This window comes from Chthonomonas sp. (assembly GCF_035294505.1).
GTDB lineage: Bacteria > Armatimonadota > Chthonomonadetes > Chthonomonadales > Chthonomonadaceae > Chthonomonas.
The window spans coordinates 1-17,764 of the sequence record NZ_DATGKU010000173.1; the positions used below are offsets into that span (position 1 = coordinate 1).

Here is a 17,764-nt window from a genome sequence, read left to right on the forward strand (position 1 = left end):
CGGCGTCTATCTCGATATTAGCCATCGTGGAGCGGACTATATCAAGCGCAAACTGCCGAGTATGTACGAACAGTTTCACGCTCTCGGTGATGTGGATATCACCAAACAACCTATGGAGGTCTATCCAACCATCCACTATACCATGGGCGGAGTAAAAGTAGACCCTGAAACCTGCGCTACTACAGTCCCCGGGCTCTATGCGGCGGGAGAGGTCGCTGCAGGACTTCATGGAGCCAACCGGCTCGGCGGCAACTCTTTATCTGATATTCTCGTCTTCGGAAAACGTGCAGGAGAACATGCTGCTCTCTACGCGAAGACGGCCACCTTAGGCAAAATAGATGAGAAACAGATCGCGGAAGAGGAAGACTATCTCCTCTTACCGCTAGAGACAAAAGAGGGTGAAAACCCCTACGATATCCATCGCGAGCTTCAGGATACCATGCAAAAACATGCCATGATCGCGCGAACCGAGAAGGGGCTTCTTGAAGCGCTCGAGAAGATTCAAGAGCTACAAAAACGCGCGGAACATCTTCACGTAGATGGAGATCGCTGCTTTAATCCTGGTTGGCATGCTGCTCGTGAGGTACGCTTTATGCTGAAAACTTCCGAAATTATCGTACGCTGTGCTTTAGAACGCAAAGAGAGCCGTGGCGCCCAGTGGCGCCTCGACTATCCCGATCGCGATGATGCATTCTGGGGTAAACATAACCTGATTGCAGTGAAAGATGGGCAACGCATTAAAATAGAGCCGCGTCCCCTGCCCGAAATGCCTGAACGATTAAAAGCGCTCTTTAAGTGAGCAACGAGGCCAGAGTAAACGCTCGCACGCATTCAAACGAGGAGAAAAACCGATGGAGAAAATTACCCTCCGTGTTTTTCGAGGAGATATCAATGGAGGCCACATGGCCTCCTACGAGGTGCCCGTACAACCAAGCATGGTTGTGCTCGACGCCATCCATTACATTCAACAGCACATTGACCCCACATTAGCCTGTCGCTGGAACTGTAAGGCGGCAAAATGCGGCTCCTGCAGCGCCGAAATAGATGGAAAACCACGCCTGATGTGCAAAACACGCGTAGACCAATTTCCCTCCGGCATTATTACCGTCGGCCCCATGCGCACCTTCCCTCTCATTAAAGACCTCGTGACCGACGTATCCTGGAACTATCGCATCGCAGCCAAAATTCCACCCCTGCAACCCAAACCGGAATTCGCAGGCAAACCCTTCCGCATGCAACAGGCCGATGTAGAGCGCATTCAAGAGTTCCGTAAATGCATCGAATGTTTCTTGTGTCAGGACGTATGCCATATTCTACGCGAGCATAATCGTAAGGATGCTTTCTTTGGCCCTCGACAGATGGTTCGCATCGCTGCACTAGATATGCACCCCATGGATAATCTCAATCGGCGAGAACAACTTCAGGGCGAAGCCGGAGTCGGAATGTGTAACATCACCAAATGCTGCACCGAAGTCTGCCCTGAGCATATTCATATTACCGATAATGCCATCATTCCGCTGAAGGAACGCGTTGCTGACGATTACTTCGATCCCGTTACTCGTATCCTCCGACGTATCGGTGTTATTCAACACGAACCGAAGCAACCCTTAAGCAGTGTGCCCGAAAGCCAGACTCAAATTATCAGTAAAAGTCCACGCCCTGGTAAGTAATTAGCCCCTCTCTTTAGGTACGAGCCGGCACCATTGACAAGGCTGCCGGCTAACCTTTCCTAGGGGTCATAAATCGCTCATACAGCTCTTCGGAAAAACGTCGTGGTTTGCCGCTCGCACGCTCGATCAACATCTGTAGCGTCTCGGCCTCTGTCAAAAGTTCCTCACCACGCCATACCTCATATCCCATTCGCAACAAACTGTGCCGACACTCCTTAGGCCATGTTCGCACAACCACCAAGTCCTCATAATATGCCGGCTTTATAAAACGACAGTGCAGTTCCACCACGGGCATGGCGTAGCCGTCACGCTCCATCTGCGCATAATCAATGCCTCGCTCGCGGCAAAATGTGCTTCGGGCCGCCTCAAACCATATAGGGTAGTTCGAATGGTGAACCACTCCCATCGGATCGCATTCGGCATATCGAACGCGAATCTCAGTCTGAGAACCTCTTTCCGGTTCCATTCCTTCCTTCATAGAAATGTGCGCGCGGAAACCATGTCACCTCGAAGCAAAGCGAGAGGACTCTTCGGCTTTAGCCGACAGCGGAAGCGCGCCCTCCTTTCTCTGTTGGTAGTTAGCGAATAATTGAGTATACTTCGGTATACGCGATATGTTGAGTCCAAAGGACAAATTGAATACGTCTGGCGGTTCCACTGAAACTGCTTCCTACGCCGCAACAAGCCGAGGCACTCCGCCGCACTCTCGGGCATTTATCGCCTATAAGGCAGCATTGAAAGGGGTTCCTGTTCACTATGTTGACCTTCGTAATACCTCTCGCACCAACTGTGGGCATTGTGCGAAAGAGAACCGTAGAACGCAGTCTTCGTTTGTGTGCACCGCCTGCGGCTTCGAAGGCCTCTCAGCTTCGCTTTCGAGGTGACATTCCTGGCGGATGGGATTGCGGCGGGCAATATTGCCTGTCGGGCCGCCGTAAACCGGCCGTACTGCTCGGAGACCGGTGTTGCATCGAGAGCACAGCGGGTGCGCCAGAGCAAAGCCGCAGCCTTTAGGCGTGCGGTAGTTTACGGTTGGTTCGACTCCAGTTCCGCATCGTAGGCAGAATGAACACGTACCGGAATGCGTATGAGAAAGACATTGCCGCCATGGTCTTCATCGGCTTTCACCTCTAGCCTTCCTTGATGCAATTCGATATAACGACAGGCTAATGAGAGACCGAAATCCCATTCCAGACCTCCTACACCATTAGGCTCCTGCTCCACCGAAAGCCCGTAGATGGCAGAAAGCTTTTGTTGGGGAACGGGCGCAGCAGAATCCTTCACCAGAATAGTAAGTTCCTGCTCCGTCACCTGAGCGTTTAGCCTGACGCTCCCCTCCTTTCTACTTGAGCGCAGGCTCCCAAGTATCATCTGATAGACAATATGTCGAACAAGGCTCTCATCGGCGATAATCCAAGGTAAAGGAGAGTCCAAATCAGACTCGAGTTGCACACCCTGTCGCTGAGCTAAGGGCTTCAGCATTGCGACGATCTCCCTTAGGGAGACGTTCAGATCGAAGAGTCGTGGGTGCAGCTCCCTCCTTTCATCCTGCACTCTCAGCAGGTCGAAGAGATTATCGAGTATCTCTTGCAGATGGAGAGAGGCGTGATAGATATGCCCAAGTGCAGTTTGTTGCGCTTCGTTTAACGGTCCATAAGTCTCCTCCTGCAAAAGCTCTGTAAAACCTAGCAAAGTCGTAAGCGGGGCACGGGCATCATGGGAAGCGTTCGAGAGGAATCGCATAAGCCGATGACGCCTTACCACTTCCGAGTCACGAAGGGCGATCTCTTTTGCCTCACTTTTATGCAAGCGTAGCGAAGCAATACGCAAGAGGAACTCGTTGATGTGGGCCGCGTACTGATAGGAGGCCAGTTCCCCACCCTCAGGCATCTCACAAAGATATTTCATAACCAACCGCTCGAGCACCTTGAAACAAGTGCTCAAATCGCCCCATGCAAGCGGCATGTCCGCGATCTTCCCCGCTAGCAGTCCCTCTTCTTCCGCCACCGGTTCTGAAGACTGTTGTAGCAGATGGGTTTGCACAATACAGTCATGGATTTGAAGGACCATCCGTCGCAGTTCACCACGAGGCCCAATCAGAGAAGGGTCTAAATGCCACAAAATTCGACTGACCTCTTGGCCCCATTCGTTCAGCAGTTTACGACGATGGGATAAAAGCCATTGGGCTGCGACCTCATTTGGTGCAACGTTCTGCATGGACATGACCTGTTAATGTTTCTTCTGTAAGGCCTGAATAACGTCGTTGGTGATATCGTTGTCGGAATAAACGAGGGTATCGGCACTCCATACCTCATGAATACCTTTTTTCTTCGCTACCTCGGCGACCACGTTGCGCAACTGCTCTAACTGGTCTTTGCGGCAATCGTCTACCGATTGAAGCGCCTTATCGCTAAGCTCCTTGTCAATGCCCGGCAACACGTCCTGCACATACTGCTGCTGACGCGCCTGCAGCGTCTGCAGCGTGGTGCGGTCGGCCGGAGTTAGCTCCTTATCCGGCTTGGTAATGAGAGAATTTAACTGTGCACTGCGCTGATCGGAAAGGTTCTGCAGCTCCTTTATGCGTGCCTGCTGCGCCGGGGTTGGATTGTCTAAAGTAATAAGATGTAAAAACTCACCCAACTCTTCCGGGGTTAGAAAAGCCACGCGTCTTGCCAAGCGCGACTGATCGGCTGCTTTCAGCATGGCATCCTGATACTTCTGCTCAACAATGGTAGGCGCATCCGAAGCCTCATAGACTCGCTGCATATCTACCCTTGCAATGTCGGATCGAAGCAGTGGCGATGAGGTGCCCTGATTATCTCCGGCGTTAACACGAAGCCCTCCCGCCGCAATCAACAGTGCAAGCGTAAACGCACCTATATGTAAGAACGTCGTTCCCTTCACTCCGATTCCTCCTTCACTCGTATGACTTAAGGATGATACGTAACCACCCGTCGCCCTTCCACACGCAACCACCTCGACGTGCGTATTTCCACAGCCTCCACATAGGCCCTATGCTCTTCGGGTAAAAGTCGCGCAGCCAGCGTCTCCGGCGTATCCTCATCCAACACCGGTATCGCACGCTGCACGAGAATAGGTCCCGTATCGTAATCATTATCCACAAAATGAACGGTGCAACCGGTCACCTTCATGCCGCTTTCGATGACGGCCTCATGAACCCGTTTTCCATACATTCCCTTCCCACCAAACAGCGGCAGCAATGCCGGATGGATGTTAAGCACGCAATAGGGATACGCTGCCACCACAGGCTCAGGAAGCCGAAGGAGGTAGCCCGCTAAACAGACCAAGTTAATCGCATATCGGCGCAGAATACGCAGGAGCGCCTCGGCATAGGCCTCTTCTTGCCCCTCGTACTTTCTTGGCGAAACAACGTGAACAGGCACTCCGGCGTCGCGTGCTCGTGCCAACGCGGGGGCCTCTGCACGTGTTCCAACCACAACCTGAACCTCACCACGGATTCGTTGCTCCATACAGGCATCTAGCAGCGCCTGCATGTTGCTGCCTCGCGCTTCTCCCGACACCAAGACCGCTATCTGCGCCTCCCCTAAAGGCTCTAAAATCTCCGTCAAGCCAGCTTACCCCCATTTGAGTTCTCACTATCAACGCGTGATCACCCGTTCTATTAGACACTTCTTAGAACGCTGTGTTGGAAGATTCTAGCGCATCCACAGGCCAATTTGTGCAGATGAAACCACCCTGTGCTATAATGATCGGGGTAAGGGCTATTTGGGCAAGTAAAGGCTTCCCTCAATTTGGGTGAGGAGATAGGTTCTGACGATGATCTGCAAACACTGCGGCATGGAAAGCACCACCACCGATCGATGTAGCGTCTGTGGGCTTCCTCTACAATCGCCTCAAGAAACCGCAGAACAAACCACCGCGGAGGTTACTAAAGAGAGCGAGCCTGAGGCCGATTCTACGGCCGCGTCACCTCCCAAGAAGGAGATTATTAAAGCTCATCGTCCCGCTCCCGCCATCGTTCCCCCAGCCAAAAAACACTCCGCTCCCGCCTTTGGTGCCGCCAAACACACCCCTCCTCCTGCCGTTCCTCCTCCGTCGCGTCGCCTGGCCTCCCTATCGGAGATTCTGGAATCGAAATCTACTACCGACAGCATACCGGCACCGGCCTACTCCAATAAGGCACCCGATCCTCTCGCCTCTGTTCTTGCCAACCTGAAGCTCCCACAAAAAGAAACAACAGATACTCAAGCTACTCCTCCTAACGATAACACCCTAACACCAACCGAGACCGCTCTGCCAACCGCTTCTATCGTTCCGTCTCAACCACCTGCACCCGTTGAGTCGGCACCTGCAACAACTCCTCAACAGGAGCCATCTCAACCCACGCAACCAACTCCGCGCCCAACTGCGGCGGAAGAGTTGGAGGCCTATGCCCCGCCCAACCCATGGCCGATCACGGCACGTTATGCCGCAGTGCTTGCCTTACTGCTCGCCTTTGCCGGGCTGTTCCCCCTCTACCAAAAAAATCTGTTTTGGGCTCCCATGCTGCTCGCGCAATTTCTTGGAGGTCTCTTGTTGCCCGTTATGCGCGTTGTTCCATGGTTCGATGAAGACCCTGACGATCTTCCCCTGGCCATCGGCCTGATCTTCTTTTTCGGCCCTCTCATCGGCCTCGTCGTCTACAGTATCATCTCCTTGTTACGGCATAACACCAACCCTGGCCTCGTGGGTTGTCTCATCGTAGGCAGCCTGTCGCTCCTCGTTGTTCAGCCGGCGTGGTTAGGTCACCTAGATGCGCAATGGCTTGCTCCCTTCGCCGGAGTACAAACAAATCCCCTTTTGCTCATCGCTCACCTCGCCATGGGCTGGTCACCCATCGTGGTTATCATTGGCTGGATATTTGCCGGCGTCTTCCATAAACTGTACGAGTGAAGCAGCCTACTCAAGAATCCTCTCTACCTAGCCTACAATAAAGCAGAATTCACTGCGTCAGGTAGAGGCCTCCCTCCTTATGGACAAACGAATCCGTGTTCTTATCGTGGATGATAGTGCCCTTATGCGCCTTTTGCTTGCCAAACTGCTTACCTTCGATCCGCAGATTGAAGTGGTGGGTACTGCTTCTGACCCGCTTCAGGCCTCTCAAAAAATTGAGGAACTCTCCCCTGACGTGATCACACTCGACGTGGAGATGCCCCACATGGATGGGCTTACTTTCCTGGCCAACCTTATGAAAGCACATCCCATCCCCGTGGTTATGGTCTCCTCTCTAACTCAACACGGATGCGAAACGACGATCAGAGCGCTTGAGCTTGGAGCAGTAGATTTCTTCCCAAAACCTACTCTACAACAGCTCAACACATCAAACACTGCGGCCCTAGAGTTGCTCACAAAAGTGAAGACCGCTGCATCTGCCCGTGTCGTTACTCAGGTAGAAAACCCATCCAAGGCTCTCGCTGCGAGACTGGCGCCTCAGCAGCTCATGCATCAAGTGATTCTCATCGGCGCCTCTACCGGTGGCACGGAGGCCATACGCGAAATCCTCACCTCGCTCCCCCCTAACATTCCCGGCATCGTCATGGTGCAACATATGCCTCCCGGCTTCACGGCCTCATTCGCCCAGCGCTTAGATAAACTGTGCGCCTTTCGTGTAAAGGAGGCACAAGACGGCGATAGGGTTCAGCCAGGTCTTGCCCTGCTCGCTCCAGGCGATTTTCAAACCACCCTGCATCGCAATTACACCGGCTATCATGTGCAGGTACAAAAATCCGAGCCGGTAAATCGGCACCGCCCTTCTGTAGATGCTCTTTTCAACTCGGCCGCCGAGAGCGCCAAGGCCAACTCCATCGCCGTACTGCTTACCGGTATGGGAGAAGATGGGGCGCGTGGACTTTATCAATTACGACAAGCCGGAGCCTTTACCATCGCGCAAGATGAGGCAACAAGTGTGGTTTTCGGCATGCCGCGAGCCGCCATTGCGCTCGGTGCCGCTGAGTTCGTCCTCCCTCTGCCCCGCATCGCACGAGAGATCATTCGCCTGCTAGAGAGCATGCAACGCCCTATGAGTGCTTAATCCTTCATAGGGGCCTTATCCGCTTCATGAGAGAGGACTTGGCATTCCATGAACATTCTCTGAGCGTCGGCCTGCTTATGTGTTCGCAAAAAGGCAATCGCAAGCAAGCGAGCGACACGAGCGCGCGCAAGTAAGTGTTTTTGACTATAACCCCCATCCGCATCGGGGAGAGCAGTGACATGCCGAGCTTTCAGTAGGGTCTCGACAGCCTCTCGGTTTCTTTGCAGCCTTAGATAAACGGCACCTAGTTCAGTTAACGCAAGGGCATCTTGGGGTTGCAATGCAACCGCCCGTTGAAGGGCCTGCAGTGCTTTCAGCTCATTAGATGCGCCCGGCTCGTTGTTCAGCGCCCATCCAAGCAGATACCAGGCACGACCGTCGTTCGGGTTAAGCAGCACACAACGACGAGCCTGTTGCTCCGTCAGGCGAACGTTCTGCGCCTGTTGGAAGATATTGGCTCCATGCAACCATATCGTGGCGTTAGAAGGGGCATAACGCTCCGCCAAGAGAACTTCCTGAATACAATCCCCAAGATCGCCACTTTTACCGTAGGCAGCAGAAAGTAGATCGTGGGCCACGCCCGAATGTGGCGATTGAGCCACCGCCTGTTTCGCGGCTTGCAGGGCACATGGGGCATCATTTATTGCCAAACAGGCCTCGGCTAAAACCTGTTGTGCCTCTGGAAACTTGGGATTCTTGCTCACGAGGCGCTGCAATAAGGGAACCGCTTGTGCCGCATGGCCCGTTTGGGTGTAAAAACGCCCTAACTGAAAGTAGGTGTAAGGGAACGAAGGATACTCCACCAAAAGCTGCTGCCAAATGGCAACGGCATGCCCGTAGTCACCCGCCTCCGCAAGATGAACCGCCTCCATATAGCGGTGCATAAGGGACGCCGGTTCAGTAAGGCGCATTCGAAGCCAAACCGCAGCACCGATAAGAATGGCCGCAACCATGAGACAAACTTTGGCTCGAGCAGAGCAGCTTGTCATCCTATAGCAAAGAACTCGCAGTCCCTATTTCGCCTATGGGGCAGTAGAACGGTTGCTCTGCGAATGCGCCGCACTCGCTGCCGGTGGGGGAACCTTATAATCCATCGGCTGTGTTTTTGAACCGCCCCCTCCCCCGAACACCTTGATTCCGATGAGGATGAGGATAATGAGCACCACAACGAAGACGATCCCAGCAACAACTGGGTTCACATTCTGTCGCATTTTCTTCTCCACTTGAGTGTTATTACACAGGGGGAAAGAATCACCTCTCCCCCCATGCTTCCAGGATTGCTGTTAGTTTGTTGGCTGACTACACCCCTTGTCGCTATAATTCTGGTCATACACCTTCGCGCTACGAAACGCTCCGTAGTATAAACCATTCACAAAACCCTGTCCCGCATCTGGTGCGGGCACGCTTAGCACGCCAAACTTGGCATGTCCATCAGCATAAGCGAAGTTTTGCCCATTGAAGTGCCGTGGGTTTCGCGAGTTCCCTTTGAAGTCACCGTACCCAGCCCATACCGAAAGGGGATCAGACCAGTCCCAATAGAAGGCATACCCCCCATTGCCATTTGGTTGACAGGTATGCCAGTTCCATGCATATCGATCATCGCTGATAATAGCCAGATCGGCGGGACTTTGAAGTCGCGCAAGCGTGTAGGGTCCTCCCTGGTCTCCATTTTCATCAAAGATGAAATCGCTCAAGCCATACGTAACACGATAGTTCGGTGCGGTATATCCCCACGTGCTGAACAGCGTGTCGCTGTTGCTGGGGCAGCTGAAAAGCTGCTGGTTTTTGATATAGGGCATGAGCAAATCGCTCCACCACACGGTAGGACAGGGAGCATTTGGATTAGGGGGACATCCGGTATCTCCGGGGTTTTGATGCCAGGGCAACTGGAAAAAGGTCTCATCGTAATCTTGCACATACATCATAGTAGCCAGCCCGATCTGTTTGAGATTAGATAGACACGAGATCGAGCGTGCCTTCTCGCGAGCCTGTGCAAACACAGGGAACAGAATTGCCGCAAGAATCGCTATAATAGCGATTACTACGAGCAATTCAATGAGCGTAAACGCTTTTTTGCCTTGCATTACTATTCCTCCGATTGAGTTGTTTTTAGGATGCTTTGTGCCTTGCATAACAAAGCACAAAAGGTTTGTTCGCGCCTCATTGAGGAGGCGCCGTCGATTCCCTGGCGATGAGACTGCAAGACAGGAAGATTCTGTCGGGGTCGGAAAGCTTCATCGCTCCTCGCTCATGCATCTCCTGCAGCTTTTTAATCGCCTCACGCCCCATGACCTCTAGCGGCTGCTTTACCGTTGTTAGCTTAGGTACCGCGTGTGCTACTGCTGTCGGATCGTCGAAACCAACGATAGAAAGCTGCTCCGGAACCTTAATTCCCTCTTCTTGAGCAAGCTCTAGCAAAGTCCGCGCCAGAAAGGGGCCGGCGGCCAAAAAAGCGGTTGGACGATCCGAGGCCTTCAGCAGTTCGCGCAGCCTTGTGCAAGTCGGTTCCGCGATACCCTCCGCCGTTCCGGCATCTAACATCCAGTCAGGCCGAAACGGCAAGACCTTTGCTTGCAAGGCGGCCTGAAATCCTAGAATTCGGTCTTGGGTGTTGATAGCATTCGGCTCGGCATAGATCAAACCGATCTTGCGGTGCCCTAAACGAAACAGGTGCTCTACGGCCATTTCTGCGCCTTCGCGGTTGTTACTATCTACACAGGGCAGTGGCACCCCTTGCCACGAGGCTCCCACAACCACAGCCCTAGCCCCCTCGGCGGCAAGAGCGTGCAACCCTTCCACATCCTCTTGGCGTGGCGCTACTATGATCCAGCCGGCACTGTGATCCGAGCGCCAAAAACGCACGTAATCACTTCCACGTACATGCTGCAGCGTCAGCGTTACCTCCAATGGACTCACTTGGCAGCGCATCGCCAATAAAAGCGCACAAAGGTACTCGTTGTCGGCCACCATCTCGGTAGGGCCTACGGTAATTACATGATAGATGATGGGCGTTCGACGGCGAGGCCAGTCTAAGGGCCGTTCACGCTTCCCGCGCCCCCCGCCGACAGAGGTGTCCTTTACAAAGGTGCCCCGCCCGACTTCCCTCACAAAAAGCCCTTCCTCTACCAAAGCCAAGATAGCCTTATTTACCGTCATTTTGCTGACCCCCAGACTGCTGGCGATCTCCGTCTCCGCCGGTATTCTGTCTCCGGCCTTCCAGACACCACGGTGCACGAGGTCTCGAAGAATCTGCTTTACCTGGAGATGACGCGGTAAAGGACCGTCCCTCACAACGCGAACGGCTTTGAGCCCAACCATCATTGGCTTTGTAGAACGTGATGACATATCTTCCTAGCTACCTAGTAGTATATACTCATTTTAGCAGAAATATCGTCTCTTGTCAAGGGTTTTCCGAAAAATTTTTGAGGCTATCCCGCCCGCCCGTCATAAACGATACGCCCTCCGATTATCGTCAGGCGCACCGTCCCCTCCTCGTCCACAACTACCAGATCGGCATCATAACCGGGGGCAATGCGCCCTTTCCGATGGTTCAGCCCTAAAGCACATAGGGCATTATAGGATGACATGAGGACCCGCTTTCGCAAATCATAACCTCCCGCGTTGTAAAATGCGCGCTCGAGGGTCAGTAAGCTACCGGCCAAAGTTCCATCCGGCAAACGTGCCGCACCGTTAGAGACCACTACCGGTAAATCGCCTAAGGAAAAGCTATATCCATCCGGCATCCCCGCCCCGGGAATGCCATCGGAAATGAGAATAACCCCTCGCGCTCCCTTAGACTCCACGATAACCTTACAAACGGCGGGATGTACATGAATGTTATCCCAAATCAGCTCCGCCACCAACTCCGAGCGAGCAAGAGCCGCCCCCAGAACACCCGGTTCCCTGCTCTCCATGCCACGCATCGCATTGCCACAATGAGTTACATGACGCGCTCCAAACCCAATGGCCCTATCTACATCGGCATAGGTGGCATTGGTATGGCCAATAGAGACAATAATACCTTCTTTTGCCAACAGCCTCATGAGTCGATCCGCCCCCGGCAATTCAGGCGCCAGTGTCATAATACGCACCACCTCCAAATAAGGCCCCGCCCAACGTAGAAAATCGTCACAGTCCGGTACCAGAATGTACGCCTCCGGCTGCGCACCCTTTTTCTGCGGATTAATGTAAGGTCCTTCGAGATGACAACCGAGAATGCGGGCACCCTCGTAGTCCCCACCTCGCATCAGACGGTGGATTACCTCCAATACGGCGGTCAACCGCTCTCTCGGGCCGGTAACGGTAGTTGGTAAATAGCCGGTTACCCCATGTCGTGCAAGATGATACGAGACTTCCTGCATCGCATCCTCGTCTGCTTCCATCACATAGCGCCCAGCCCCTCCGTGAACATGAATATCCACAAACCCCGGCACAAGGAACCAACGGCGAGCATCTATGTCCGCTTCTTCAGGCCGAGTAGCGCTATCCCATGATTCCACTTCGGTTATTCGACCATCTTCCAGAACCACCATAGCCCTCTCTCGGACATAGAGAGCGTCTGCAACCTTTCCCGCCAATAAGCGCATTTCTCGCACCTCCGATTTGTCGCAGAAAATTCAAAAAAAGCTTGACAAGTGGAACTCTCGTTAAGTATACTGCGTATGAAAGTCTGGCGAAGCGTATGGTGCTCGCCGAAAAATAAAAAATGGGAATTCACCTCGATAGGTGAGGCTCCCGCATACATATAGGCCACTGCCCTTTCGTGTCCAGAGACACTCTAAGGGTTTAACAGGTACTCCCGTTCGAAGGGTCTACCTAACGTGGCTGAGGCCTCTGGCCTCTAAGGTACGCGGTGCCAAAACTTGAGCGAGTGGGGTTCGTTAACCTTCTAGACCGAATTCAACGGCCCGCTTCTCGCTCAAGAGGCGGGCTTTAACCTTTTCTTCTTGCCCAACAGCCGATGGCACACGGAGAGTCTAAAGGAACTATGGATACCAATAGTATCGAGCCTCCAAGTAACGGAGGCAAACCACAATTAGGCCGTGTAGCCGGCGGTATGCTCCTCTAGCCTCATAGGCTATCTCTTGCACGTCCGCTCGGCTCACGGCAGGGCCGACGGGACGTGTGAGGTGATGGCTTTCTTCTCCTCAATCTCCATCTCTTCCCGTCCCTCATCCTATAGCGTCTTGTGCGCTGCCTTGTAGGTAGGTGTAAGGCGTATTGCGTCTCATGGAGAGGCTTTATCCCCTCTTTCAAAGACGTGATCGCGCCTAACAACCTGCCCATAAAGGCGATGCCCGACGTCGGTAGGCTAACCTCAATTTCTCTGAGAGGAGGGTAAAGCCATGCTCAAAATGGTCTGGTTAAAAAATGAAATGGGGCAACTGGTGCCCAAGTGGGTTGTGGACACCGAGTCGCATCCACTTACCTATCTGTTGGAAACGGCTCAGCCCCAGCCGATACATCACGTGTACCGCACAACCAACCGGGTCACCGAAGTGCAAGAGACGCCGACAGAAGACCCTGTCGAATGGGCGCCTCTGGGTCAGCACGAAAACATAGGAATGGCCGCAATCGTTGCCTAAAAGCCATCACTTCAATTAGAGGACGGGAAAATGACTATTCTGAATGAACAAACAAAAACCAAAGGCCGCGCCGTACGTGGCCGTTGGCAGAAGGAGTTACTTACTTTTCTTCTGGTGTTCGGCCCAGGCCTAATCGTTATGGAGGCCGACAACGACGCCGGAGCGGTGTCCACCTATACACAGGCCGGAGCGCAGTATGGCACCCATCTTCTATGGGTGCTCCTGCTGCTCCTGCCTATCACCTATTTTGTCCAAGAGATGGTTGCACGGCTAGGCATCGCCACCGGGCAGGGCCATGCGGCCATGATCTATCGGCGGTTTGGGAAATGGTGGGGCTTCTTCTCTCTGATGGACCTCCTCATCGTTAACTTTCTGACCATTGTCACCGAGTTCGCGGCGATCTCTCTGGCCTGGGCCAAAATGGGGGTAAGTCCCTATATTGCTGTACCGCTCTTTGCTATCGGCTTGATCGTCCTGGTGGTTACGGGTCACTACCTGCGCTGGGAGCGTCCCACCATCGTCCTCTGTCTGCTCGATTCTATCTGGCTTATCGTCGCGATGCTGTGCCATCCCAGCCCAAAGCAGGTTATCCACGATTCGGTCGTCCCCCACATTCCCCCTGGCGGGCTAACAACGAACCTGGTCTTTCTCGTTATCGCTCTGGTAGGAACAACGATCGCGCCATGGCAACTCTTCTTCCAACAGTCGTGCGTGGCCGATAAACGCCTTCGCTTTTCCGACCTTAAGTGGGAACGGCTAGACACATTCCTCGGGGCGTGCTTCACTATCATCGTCGCCGGCTGCATGATCCTTGCCGGAGATGCAGCCTATCGCCACCATATCAACTATACCGATCCAGCTCAAATGGCCGTGGCGCTCGGCCCAACGCTGGGGCCCTTCGTCAAATACGCCATCCTGCTGCTCATGTGCAACGCTGCCGTTCTCGGCGCCACCGCAGTTTCTCTTTCTAGTGCATGGGCGTTTGGGGAGGTTAAAGGCTGGAAGCATACCCTTAATGCCACATTTAAGGAAGCTCCTGGCTTCTATACGATCTATGCTATCTGCGTGCTCTTGGCGGCGGCCATCGTCCTCATCCCAAAAGCTCCGCTGCAGCTTATCATCATCAGCGTGCAGGTGCTTGCCGGCATCATGCTTCCCGCCGCTATCGTCTTTCTGCAACTGCTGCTTAACGATCGCGAGCTTTTGGGAGAAGAGTTCGCCAATAAGCCGTGGAACAACTGGATTAACTGGATTATCATCATCCTGTTGTTCACACTCTCTTTTATCCTCGCAGCTCAAGTGATCGCGCCCAACCTGTTCCCTGCGTCGTCCTAAAACTAATCACTGCAAAGGAGGTTTCAAAATGGCCGTGTCTAAACTGATAAACGATGATAATATCTACTATGTGGTTCATCCGCTTGATGATGATCCCGAAGAGAAGCGCGATCCGGAGAAGGCCGGGCCTATGCCCATGAGCCGCAGCGTGAAGTTCTCTCTCATCACCCTGCGCGCTTACCTGATCATTATGGGACTGCTGCTGCTCTATCGCCTCATCGCCCAAATGCATCTCTTTGGCAGCCATGGGCCACATAGTTAGGTTGTCGTCCCGATCCACAAGAAGCAGCGATGTTTTATTGGTACCCAAATGAACCAATTCGCGCCACCCCTTACGGATCGGGACGCGAGAAGCCTTCATTAAGCAAATTTAGTACCAAAGCACGAATATCAATAATATAAAAAGGAGGAACCAAACGTGATCCGATTTCGACTCGCATCCTGCCCGATTCTCCTCGGCATCCTCTGTGCCTTAAAGTCGCCAGCTCTTGCCGATGTGATCGGGCTTAACCAAATACCAACTCCCCCAACCCACCCAAAAGGCGTGCTGAGCATAACCCTTCAAGCTCAAGATGCTCACATAGGAACCCCTTGGCAAACCCAATTTGAACTTGGGCTTACAAAAAATCTTTCCATAGATTGGTTCCATAACTTCACGCCCACTCAAGAGGACTTAATCAACTTTCAGTATGCCCTCGTCCAACTAAAAACAGGTTTCACCGTTACCACGGGGCTTCTGAACTGGCCTATCTCCCATGGTGGGCCTCAAGAACTGTTTGAGTTTGGCACCAACGCGGGCCGCCAGCAGTGGGTTTTAGGTGCCATATACACAGGCCACCAAACCGAGCCTATCGTCGGCTTTGGCTACCAAATATCCTCGCACTTCACTCTCATGCTTGACCATCAAGGCGGAGGGGAAAACGCGAGCACCATCGGAGGTACCTACTACCTCACTCAAAACCTTAGTCTTAATCCCGCCGTCTACATCAGCAACCACGGCCATCATCGCCTGTTTCCCTATGCCGTTATTTCTTGGAGCGTACAGTTGTTTAAGTAGGCACCCATTTCCCACTTCTTGGGGATATCCTTTTAGGATATCCCCTTTTTCTTATTTGCCTGTTTGGTAATACAACTTAGAGAATTCTAAGCTGCAGTATTTGTGCTTTTATCTACCAAAGCCGTTTATAATAATTAGAGAACACGGTTGGAGACGGAATGATGTCCCCAAGTCAACCCACCCATTCAGCCTACCCTACCGACGCGGGTGAAAATCTCACCCCCCATACCGCCGGAGAGAGACGGGGAGTTCTGCGGCAAATCCTTCTTTGCTTATTACTGCTTGAGATAGCCATTCTCCTGTTTATCCTGCGGCGGGAGGGCACTTTCACCTCCCTTTTCACCCGATGGATCGCCGCCCACACCTCTATCGGCCAAGCCCTTCCTCTATCTGACTACAAGGCCGTGATGAAGAACGATCCAGCACTCGGTTTCCTGCTTCCGAACACCCCGATAGGAAACTGCATTCGGAAGTTACATGTTGTCAAGAGACCTTATCTGCTGGTGTTTGTTGGTGATTGTGCGAGTTGCCTTAGCATTAATCTGGCAGATTGGCAACACGCAGCTATCAGATATTCTACTCCGCTACTGGTTCTCACCACAGCATCGCCGAAAGAGGCAAAGGCATTTCTTAAGCAACAAGGTGTCCATCTGCCGATTGTCAGCGATCCCAAAGGGCAACTCGTTCAAGCGCTAAACGCGGTCTGGCGTAGACGAGCCTATCTCTTCTCATCCCAGAACCGGCTTCTGTGGCTTGGCAAGGATGCGCCATTTCCAACCAATCCATTCACGCAACCGGCATTTTTACATGTGCTAGAGGAGCCTCACCGATGAAACGTTCTGAAGGGTTTACTTTAATCGAAATCCTGCTGGTCGTTGCCATTCTCGCCGTCCTGGCCGGCATCCTCCTCGCCGTGCTCGGCCCCGTTCGTGAACGCGCACGACAAAACACCTGTGTCTCAAACCTCCATCAAATCGGCATCGCACTCACCCTCTATCGTCAAGACTGGGATGGCGCCGATGCTACACGGGGTGTGCCGATGACCAGCGCCCAACTCGGACTGCCGGTAGGAGTGGAGGGTCTTCGCACATTCTTCTTTTCCTACGTTAAAGACCTCAATCTCTTCCGCTGCCCCGACGCCTACCCTATCAACGACCCGAACGTACTCAACCGTCATAACTACGGCTTCGAATGCGACTGGTCATCCGTCCCCGAACCCGAGGTGCCGGAACCCCAGCGATTCGACCAGTGCGTCGCCAGAAGAGGAGAGGAGGTTGTGCTTGTCACCGATGTCAACCACAATGACTTCTGGAACCCGCTTAAAGGCACTCCCCAACCCTCCGATCGGTATGAGGCGGCCCCTTATCTTACCCGCCCCCGCTGGGCTACACAACGTGTTATTCTGCTGCGTCTCAATAATCAGGTGTCCAACGAACTCGTACCGATACACGCGCTTTGCGTGAATGGTGGATGTCCACCCGACTATAATGGACTTTGATAGTCTGAGAAGCTGAAAACAACTAAGGACGAAAGGAGACCAATCACCAATAAGGGAATGCAGAGAGTGTTTGCACACTCTCTCCTCAGATACTCTTTTTTGAGGTAATCCCTATGCAAGCGATTCTGAAAAAATACCCGACGCTGCAGCATCACAAACGAGCTGTCGCCGCAGGGGCTGTTGCTGCTGGCATCATCCTCGCGGTGGGCATTATTCTCTCGTTCGTCTATCTCTATCTAAAAACTACGCTAGTCAGGATGAAATCTGAGGTGATCAGAGCCATCCAGGATGAAGACGCTGTCGCTCTATGGCGTATGGCAGACCCGATGGAACGACAACGGCTTAACCTTACACCGGGGAACGCTATACCTTTTTAAAAAAGACTCTCTGGAGTGCCGGCCCACTAAAGCTGTTTCGAGAGCACAAAGAGACGACTTCGCCCGACCTCGCGGAATGGACCACCTTCTGGACGGCTCCAAAGCTTTCTCCTCAAGATGCGGAAACGCATTCCCTGGCCATCCCCATCTTTCAAAATCCTAACGGTAGCTGGAAACTGAATCTCAGTAG

At 53.1% G+C, this 17,764-nt stretch carries 22 protein-coding genes and 1 riboswitch; of the genes, 13 read left to right on the forward strand and 9 right to left on the reverse strand.

The window, feature by feature from the left end; translation table 11 throughout:
• On the forward strand, positions 1-799 hold a 799-nt coding region (locus VKV18_RS09680), incomplete at its 5' end, for an FAD-binding protein (RefSeq protein WP_324204003.1).
• 52 nt (positions 800-851) lie between these two features.
• A complete protein-coding gene (locus VKV18_RS09685) occupies positions 852-1,670 on the forward strand; it encodes a succinate dehydrogenase/fumarate reductase iron-sulfur subunit (RefSeq protein ID WP_324204004.1) in 819 nt (272 codons plus the stop codon).
• A 49-nt stretch (positions 1,671-1,719) separates the two neighbouring features.
• Here VKV18_RS09685 and VKV18_RS09690 read toward each other — a convergent pair whose 3' ends face one another.
• Positions 1,720-2,136, reverse strand: a complete 417-nt coding sequence (locus VKV18_RS09690; protein ID WP_324204005.1) for a thioesterase family protein — start codon at positions 2,134-2,136, stop codon at positions 1,720-1,722.
• A gap of 197 nt (positions 2,137-2,333) precedes the next feature.
• Between VKV18_RS09690 and VKV18_RS15945 the strand changes: the two genes are divergently transcribed.
• Positions 2,334-2,408 carry a hypothetical protein gene (locus VKV18_RS15945; RefSeq protein ID WP_414647191.1) on the forward strand — a complete coding sequence of 25 codons (75 nt, stop codon included), beginning with the start codon at positions 2,334-2,336 and terminating at the stop codon, positions 2,406-2,408.
• A complete protein-coding gene (locus VKV18_RS15950; protein ID WP_414647192.1) occupies positions 2,405-2,554 on the forward strand; it encodes a zinc ribbon domain-containing protein in 150 nt (49 codons plus the stop codon). Before VKV18_RS15945 ends, VKV18_RS15950 begins: the two co-directional genes overlap by 4 nt.
• Positions 2,555-2,696: 142 nt before the next feature.
• Here the strand turns inward: VKV18_RS15950 and VKV18_RS09695 are convergent, their stop codons facing one another.
• Genes VKV18_RS09695 through purN form a run of 3 tightly spaced genes read right to left on the reverse strand, consistent with a single transcriptional unit; the run spans position 2,697 to position 5,260 of the window.
• Positions 2,697-3,893 (reverse strand): HAMP domain-containing sensor histidine kinase, encoded by a 1,197-nt coding sequence (locus VKV18_RS09695; protein ID WP_324204006.1) that lies wholly within the window; start codon positions 3,891-3,893, stop codon positions 2,697-2,699.
• Between the two features lie 6 nt (positions 3,894-3,899).
• The gene (locus tag VKV18_RS09700; protein ID WP_324204007.1) at positions 3,900-4,574 is read right to left on the reverse strand and encodes an OmpH family outer membrane protein; all 675 of its coding nucleotides are present in this window, start codon (positions 4,572-4,574) and stop codon (positions 3,900-3,902) included.
• 26 nt (positions 4,575-4,600) lie between these two features.
• Positions 4,601-5,260: a phosphoribosylglycinamide formyltransferase gene (purN, locus tag VKV18_RS09705; RefSeq protein ID WP_324204008.1), complete on the reverse strand. Its 660-nt coding sequence runs from the start codon at positions 5,258-5,260 to the stop codon at positions 4,601-4,603.
• Positions 5,261-5,468: 208 nt separating this feature from the next.
• On the opposite strand from purN, the gene VKV18_RS09710 reads away from it, so the two are divergent.
• Both VKV18_RS09710 and VKV18_RS09715 read left to right on the forward strand, forming a co-directional pair.
• Positions 5,469-6,584, forward strand: a complete 1,116-nt coding sequence (locus tag VKV18_RS09710) for a hypothetical protein (RefSeq protein ID WP_324204009.1) — start codon at positions 5,469-5,471, stop codon at positions 6,582-6,584.
• A 79-nt stretch (positions 6,585-6,663) separates the two neighbouring features.
• Positions 6,664-7,722 (forward strand): chemotaxis response regulator protein-glutamate methylesterase, encoded by a 1,059-nt coding sequence (locus tag VKV18_RS09715; protein ID WP_324204010.1) that lies wholly within the window; start codon positions 6,664-6,666, stop codon positions 7,720-7,722.
• Here VKV18_RS09715 and VKV18_RS09720 read toward each other — a convergent pair.
• The 5 genes from VKV18_RS09720 to nagA all read right to left on the reverse strand — a co-directional run bounded on the left by VKV18_RS09720 (position 7,719) and on the right by nagA (position 12,308).
• The gene (locus VKV18_RS09720) at positions 7,719-8,675 is read right to left on the reverse strand and encodes a tetratricopeptide repeat protein (protein ID WP_324204011.1); all 957 of its coding nucleotides are present in this window, start codon (positions 8,673-8,675) and stop codon (positions 7,719-7,721) included. The two genes, VKV18_RS09715 and VKV18_RS09720, sit on opposite strands and share 4 nt — an antisense overlap.
• A gap of 69 nt (positions 8,676-8,744) precedes the next feature.
• Positions 8,745-8,933 carry a hypothetical protein gene (locus VKV18_RS09725; RefSeq protein ID WP_324204012.1) on the reverse strand — a complete coding sequence of 63 codons (189 nt, stop codon included), beginning with the start codon at positions 8,931-8,933 and terminating at the stop codon, positions 8,745-8,747.
• A 72-nt stretch (positions 8,934-9,005) separates the two neighbouring features.
• Positions 9,006-9,806 carry a DUF1559 domain-containing protein gene (locus tag VKV18_RS09730; protein ID WP_324204013.1) on the reverse strand — a complete coding sequence of 267 codons (801 nt, stop codon included), beginning with the start codon at positions 9,804-9,806 and terminating at the stop codon, positions 9,006-9,008.
• A 76-nt stretch (positions 9,807-9,882) separates the two neighbouring features.
• Positions 9,883-11,067 carry a GntR family transcriptional regulator gene (locus tag VKV18_RS09735; protein WP_324204014.1) on the reverse strand — a complete coding sequence of 395 codons (1,185 nt, stop codon included), beginning with the start codon at positions 11,065-11,067 and terminating at the stop codon, positions 9,883-9,885.
• A gap of 83 nt (positions 11,068-11,150) precedes the next feature.
• The gene (nagA, locus tag VKV18_RS09740) at positions 11,151-12,308 is read right to left on the reverse strand and encodes an N-acetylglucosamine-6-phosphate deacetylase (RefSeq protein ID WP_324204015.1); all 1,158 of its coding nucleotides are present in this window, start codon (positions 12,306-12,308) and stop codon (positions 11,151-11,153) included.
• 124 nt (positions 12,309-12,432) lie between these two features.
• A riboswitch (M-box (ykoK) riboswitch) is annotated at positions 12,433-12,604 on the forward strand.
• 463 nt (positions 12,605-13,067) lie between these two features.
• On the opposite strand from nagA, the gene VKV18_RS09745 reads away from it, so the two are divergent.
• The 7 genes from VKV18_RS09745 (at position 13,068) to VKV18_RS09775 (ending at position 17,574) form a co-directional block, all read left to right on the forward strand.
• On the forward strand, positions 13,068-13,307 hold the full coding sequence (locus VKV18_RS09745) for a hypothetical protein (RefSeq protein ID WP_324204016.1): 240 nt from the start codon (positions 13,068-13,070) through the stop codon (positions 13,305-13,307).
• A gap of 30 nt (positions 13,308-13,337) precedes the next feature.
• Entirely contained in the window at positions 13,338-14,642 is a 1,305-nt protein-coding gene (locus tag VKV18_RS09750) for an Nramp family divalent metal transporter (protein ID WP_324204017.1), read from the forward strand.
• 28 nt (positions 14,643-14,670) lie between these two features.
• Positions 14,671-14,904 carry a hypothetical protein gene (locus VKV18_RS09755; RefSeq protein WP_324204018.1) on the forward strand — a complete coding sequence of 78 codons (234 nt, stop codon included), beginning with the start codon at positions 14,671-14,673 and terminating at the stop codon, positions 14,902-14,904.
• Between the two features lie 156 nt (positions 14,905-15,060).
• On the forward strand, positions 15,061-15,699 hold the full coding sequence (locus VKV18_RS09760) for a hypothetical protein (protein ID WP_324204019.1): 639 nt from the start codon (positions 15,061-15,063) through the stop codon (positions 15,697-15,699).
• 158 nt (positions 15,700-15,857) lie between these two features.
• Positions 15,858-16,532: a hypothetical protein gene (locus VKV18_RS09765; RefSeq protein ID WP_324204020.1), complete on the forward strand. Its 675-nt coding sequence runs from the start codon at positions 15,858-15,860 to the stop codon at positions 16,530-16,532.
• Complete coding sequence (locus VKV18_RS09770; protein WP_324204021.1) at positions 16,529-17,197, forward strand: type II secretion system protein; 669 nt, start codon at positions 16,529-16,531, stop codon at positions 17,195-17,197. Before VKV18_RS09765 ends, VKV18_RS09770 begins: the two co-directional genes overlap by 4 nt.
• 113 nt (positions 17,198-17,310) lie before the next feature.
• Complete coding sequence (locus VKV18_RS09775; protein ID WP_324204022.1) at positions 17,311-17,574, forward strand: hypothetical protein; 264 nt, start codon at positions 17,311-17,313, stop codon at positions 17,572-17,574.
• Positions 17,575-17,764 lie beyond the last annotated feature (190 nt).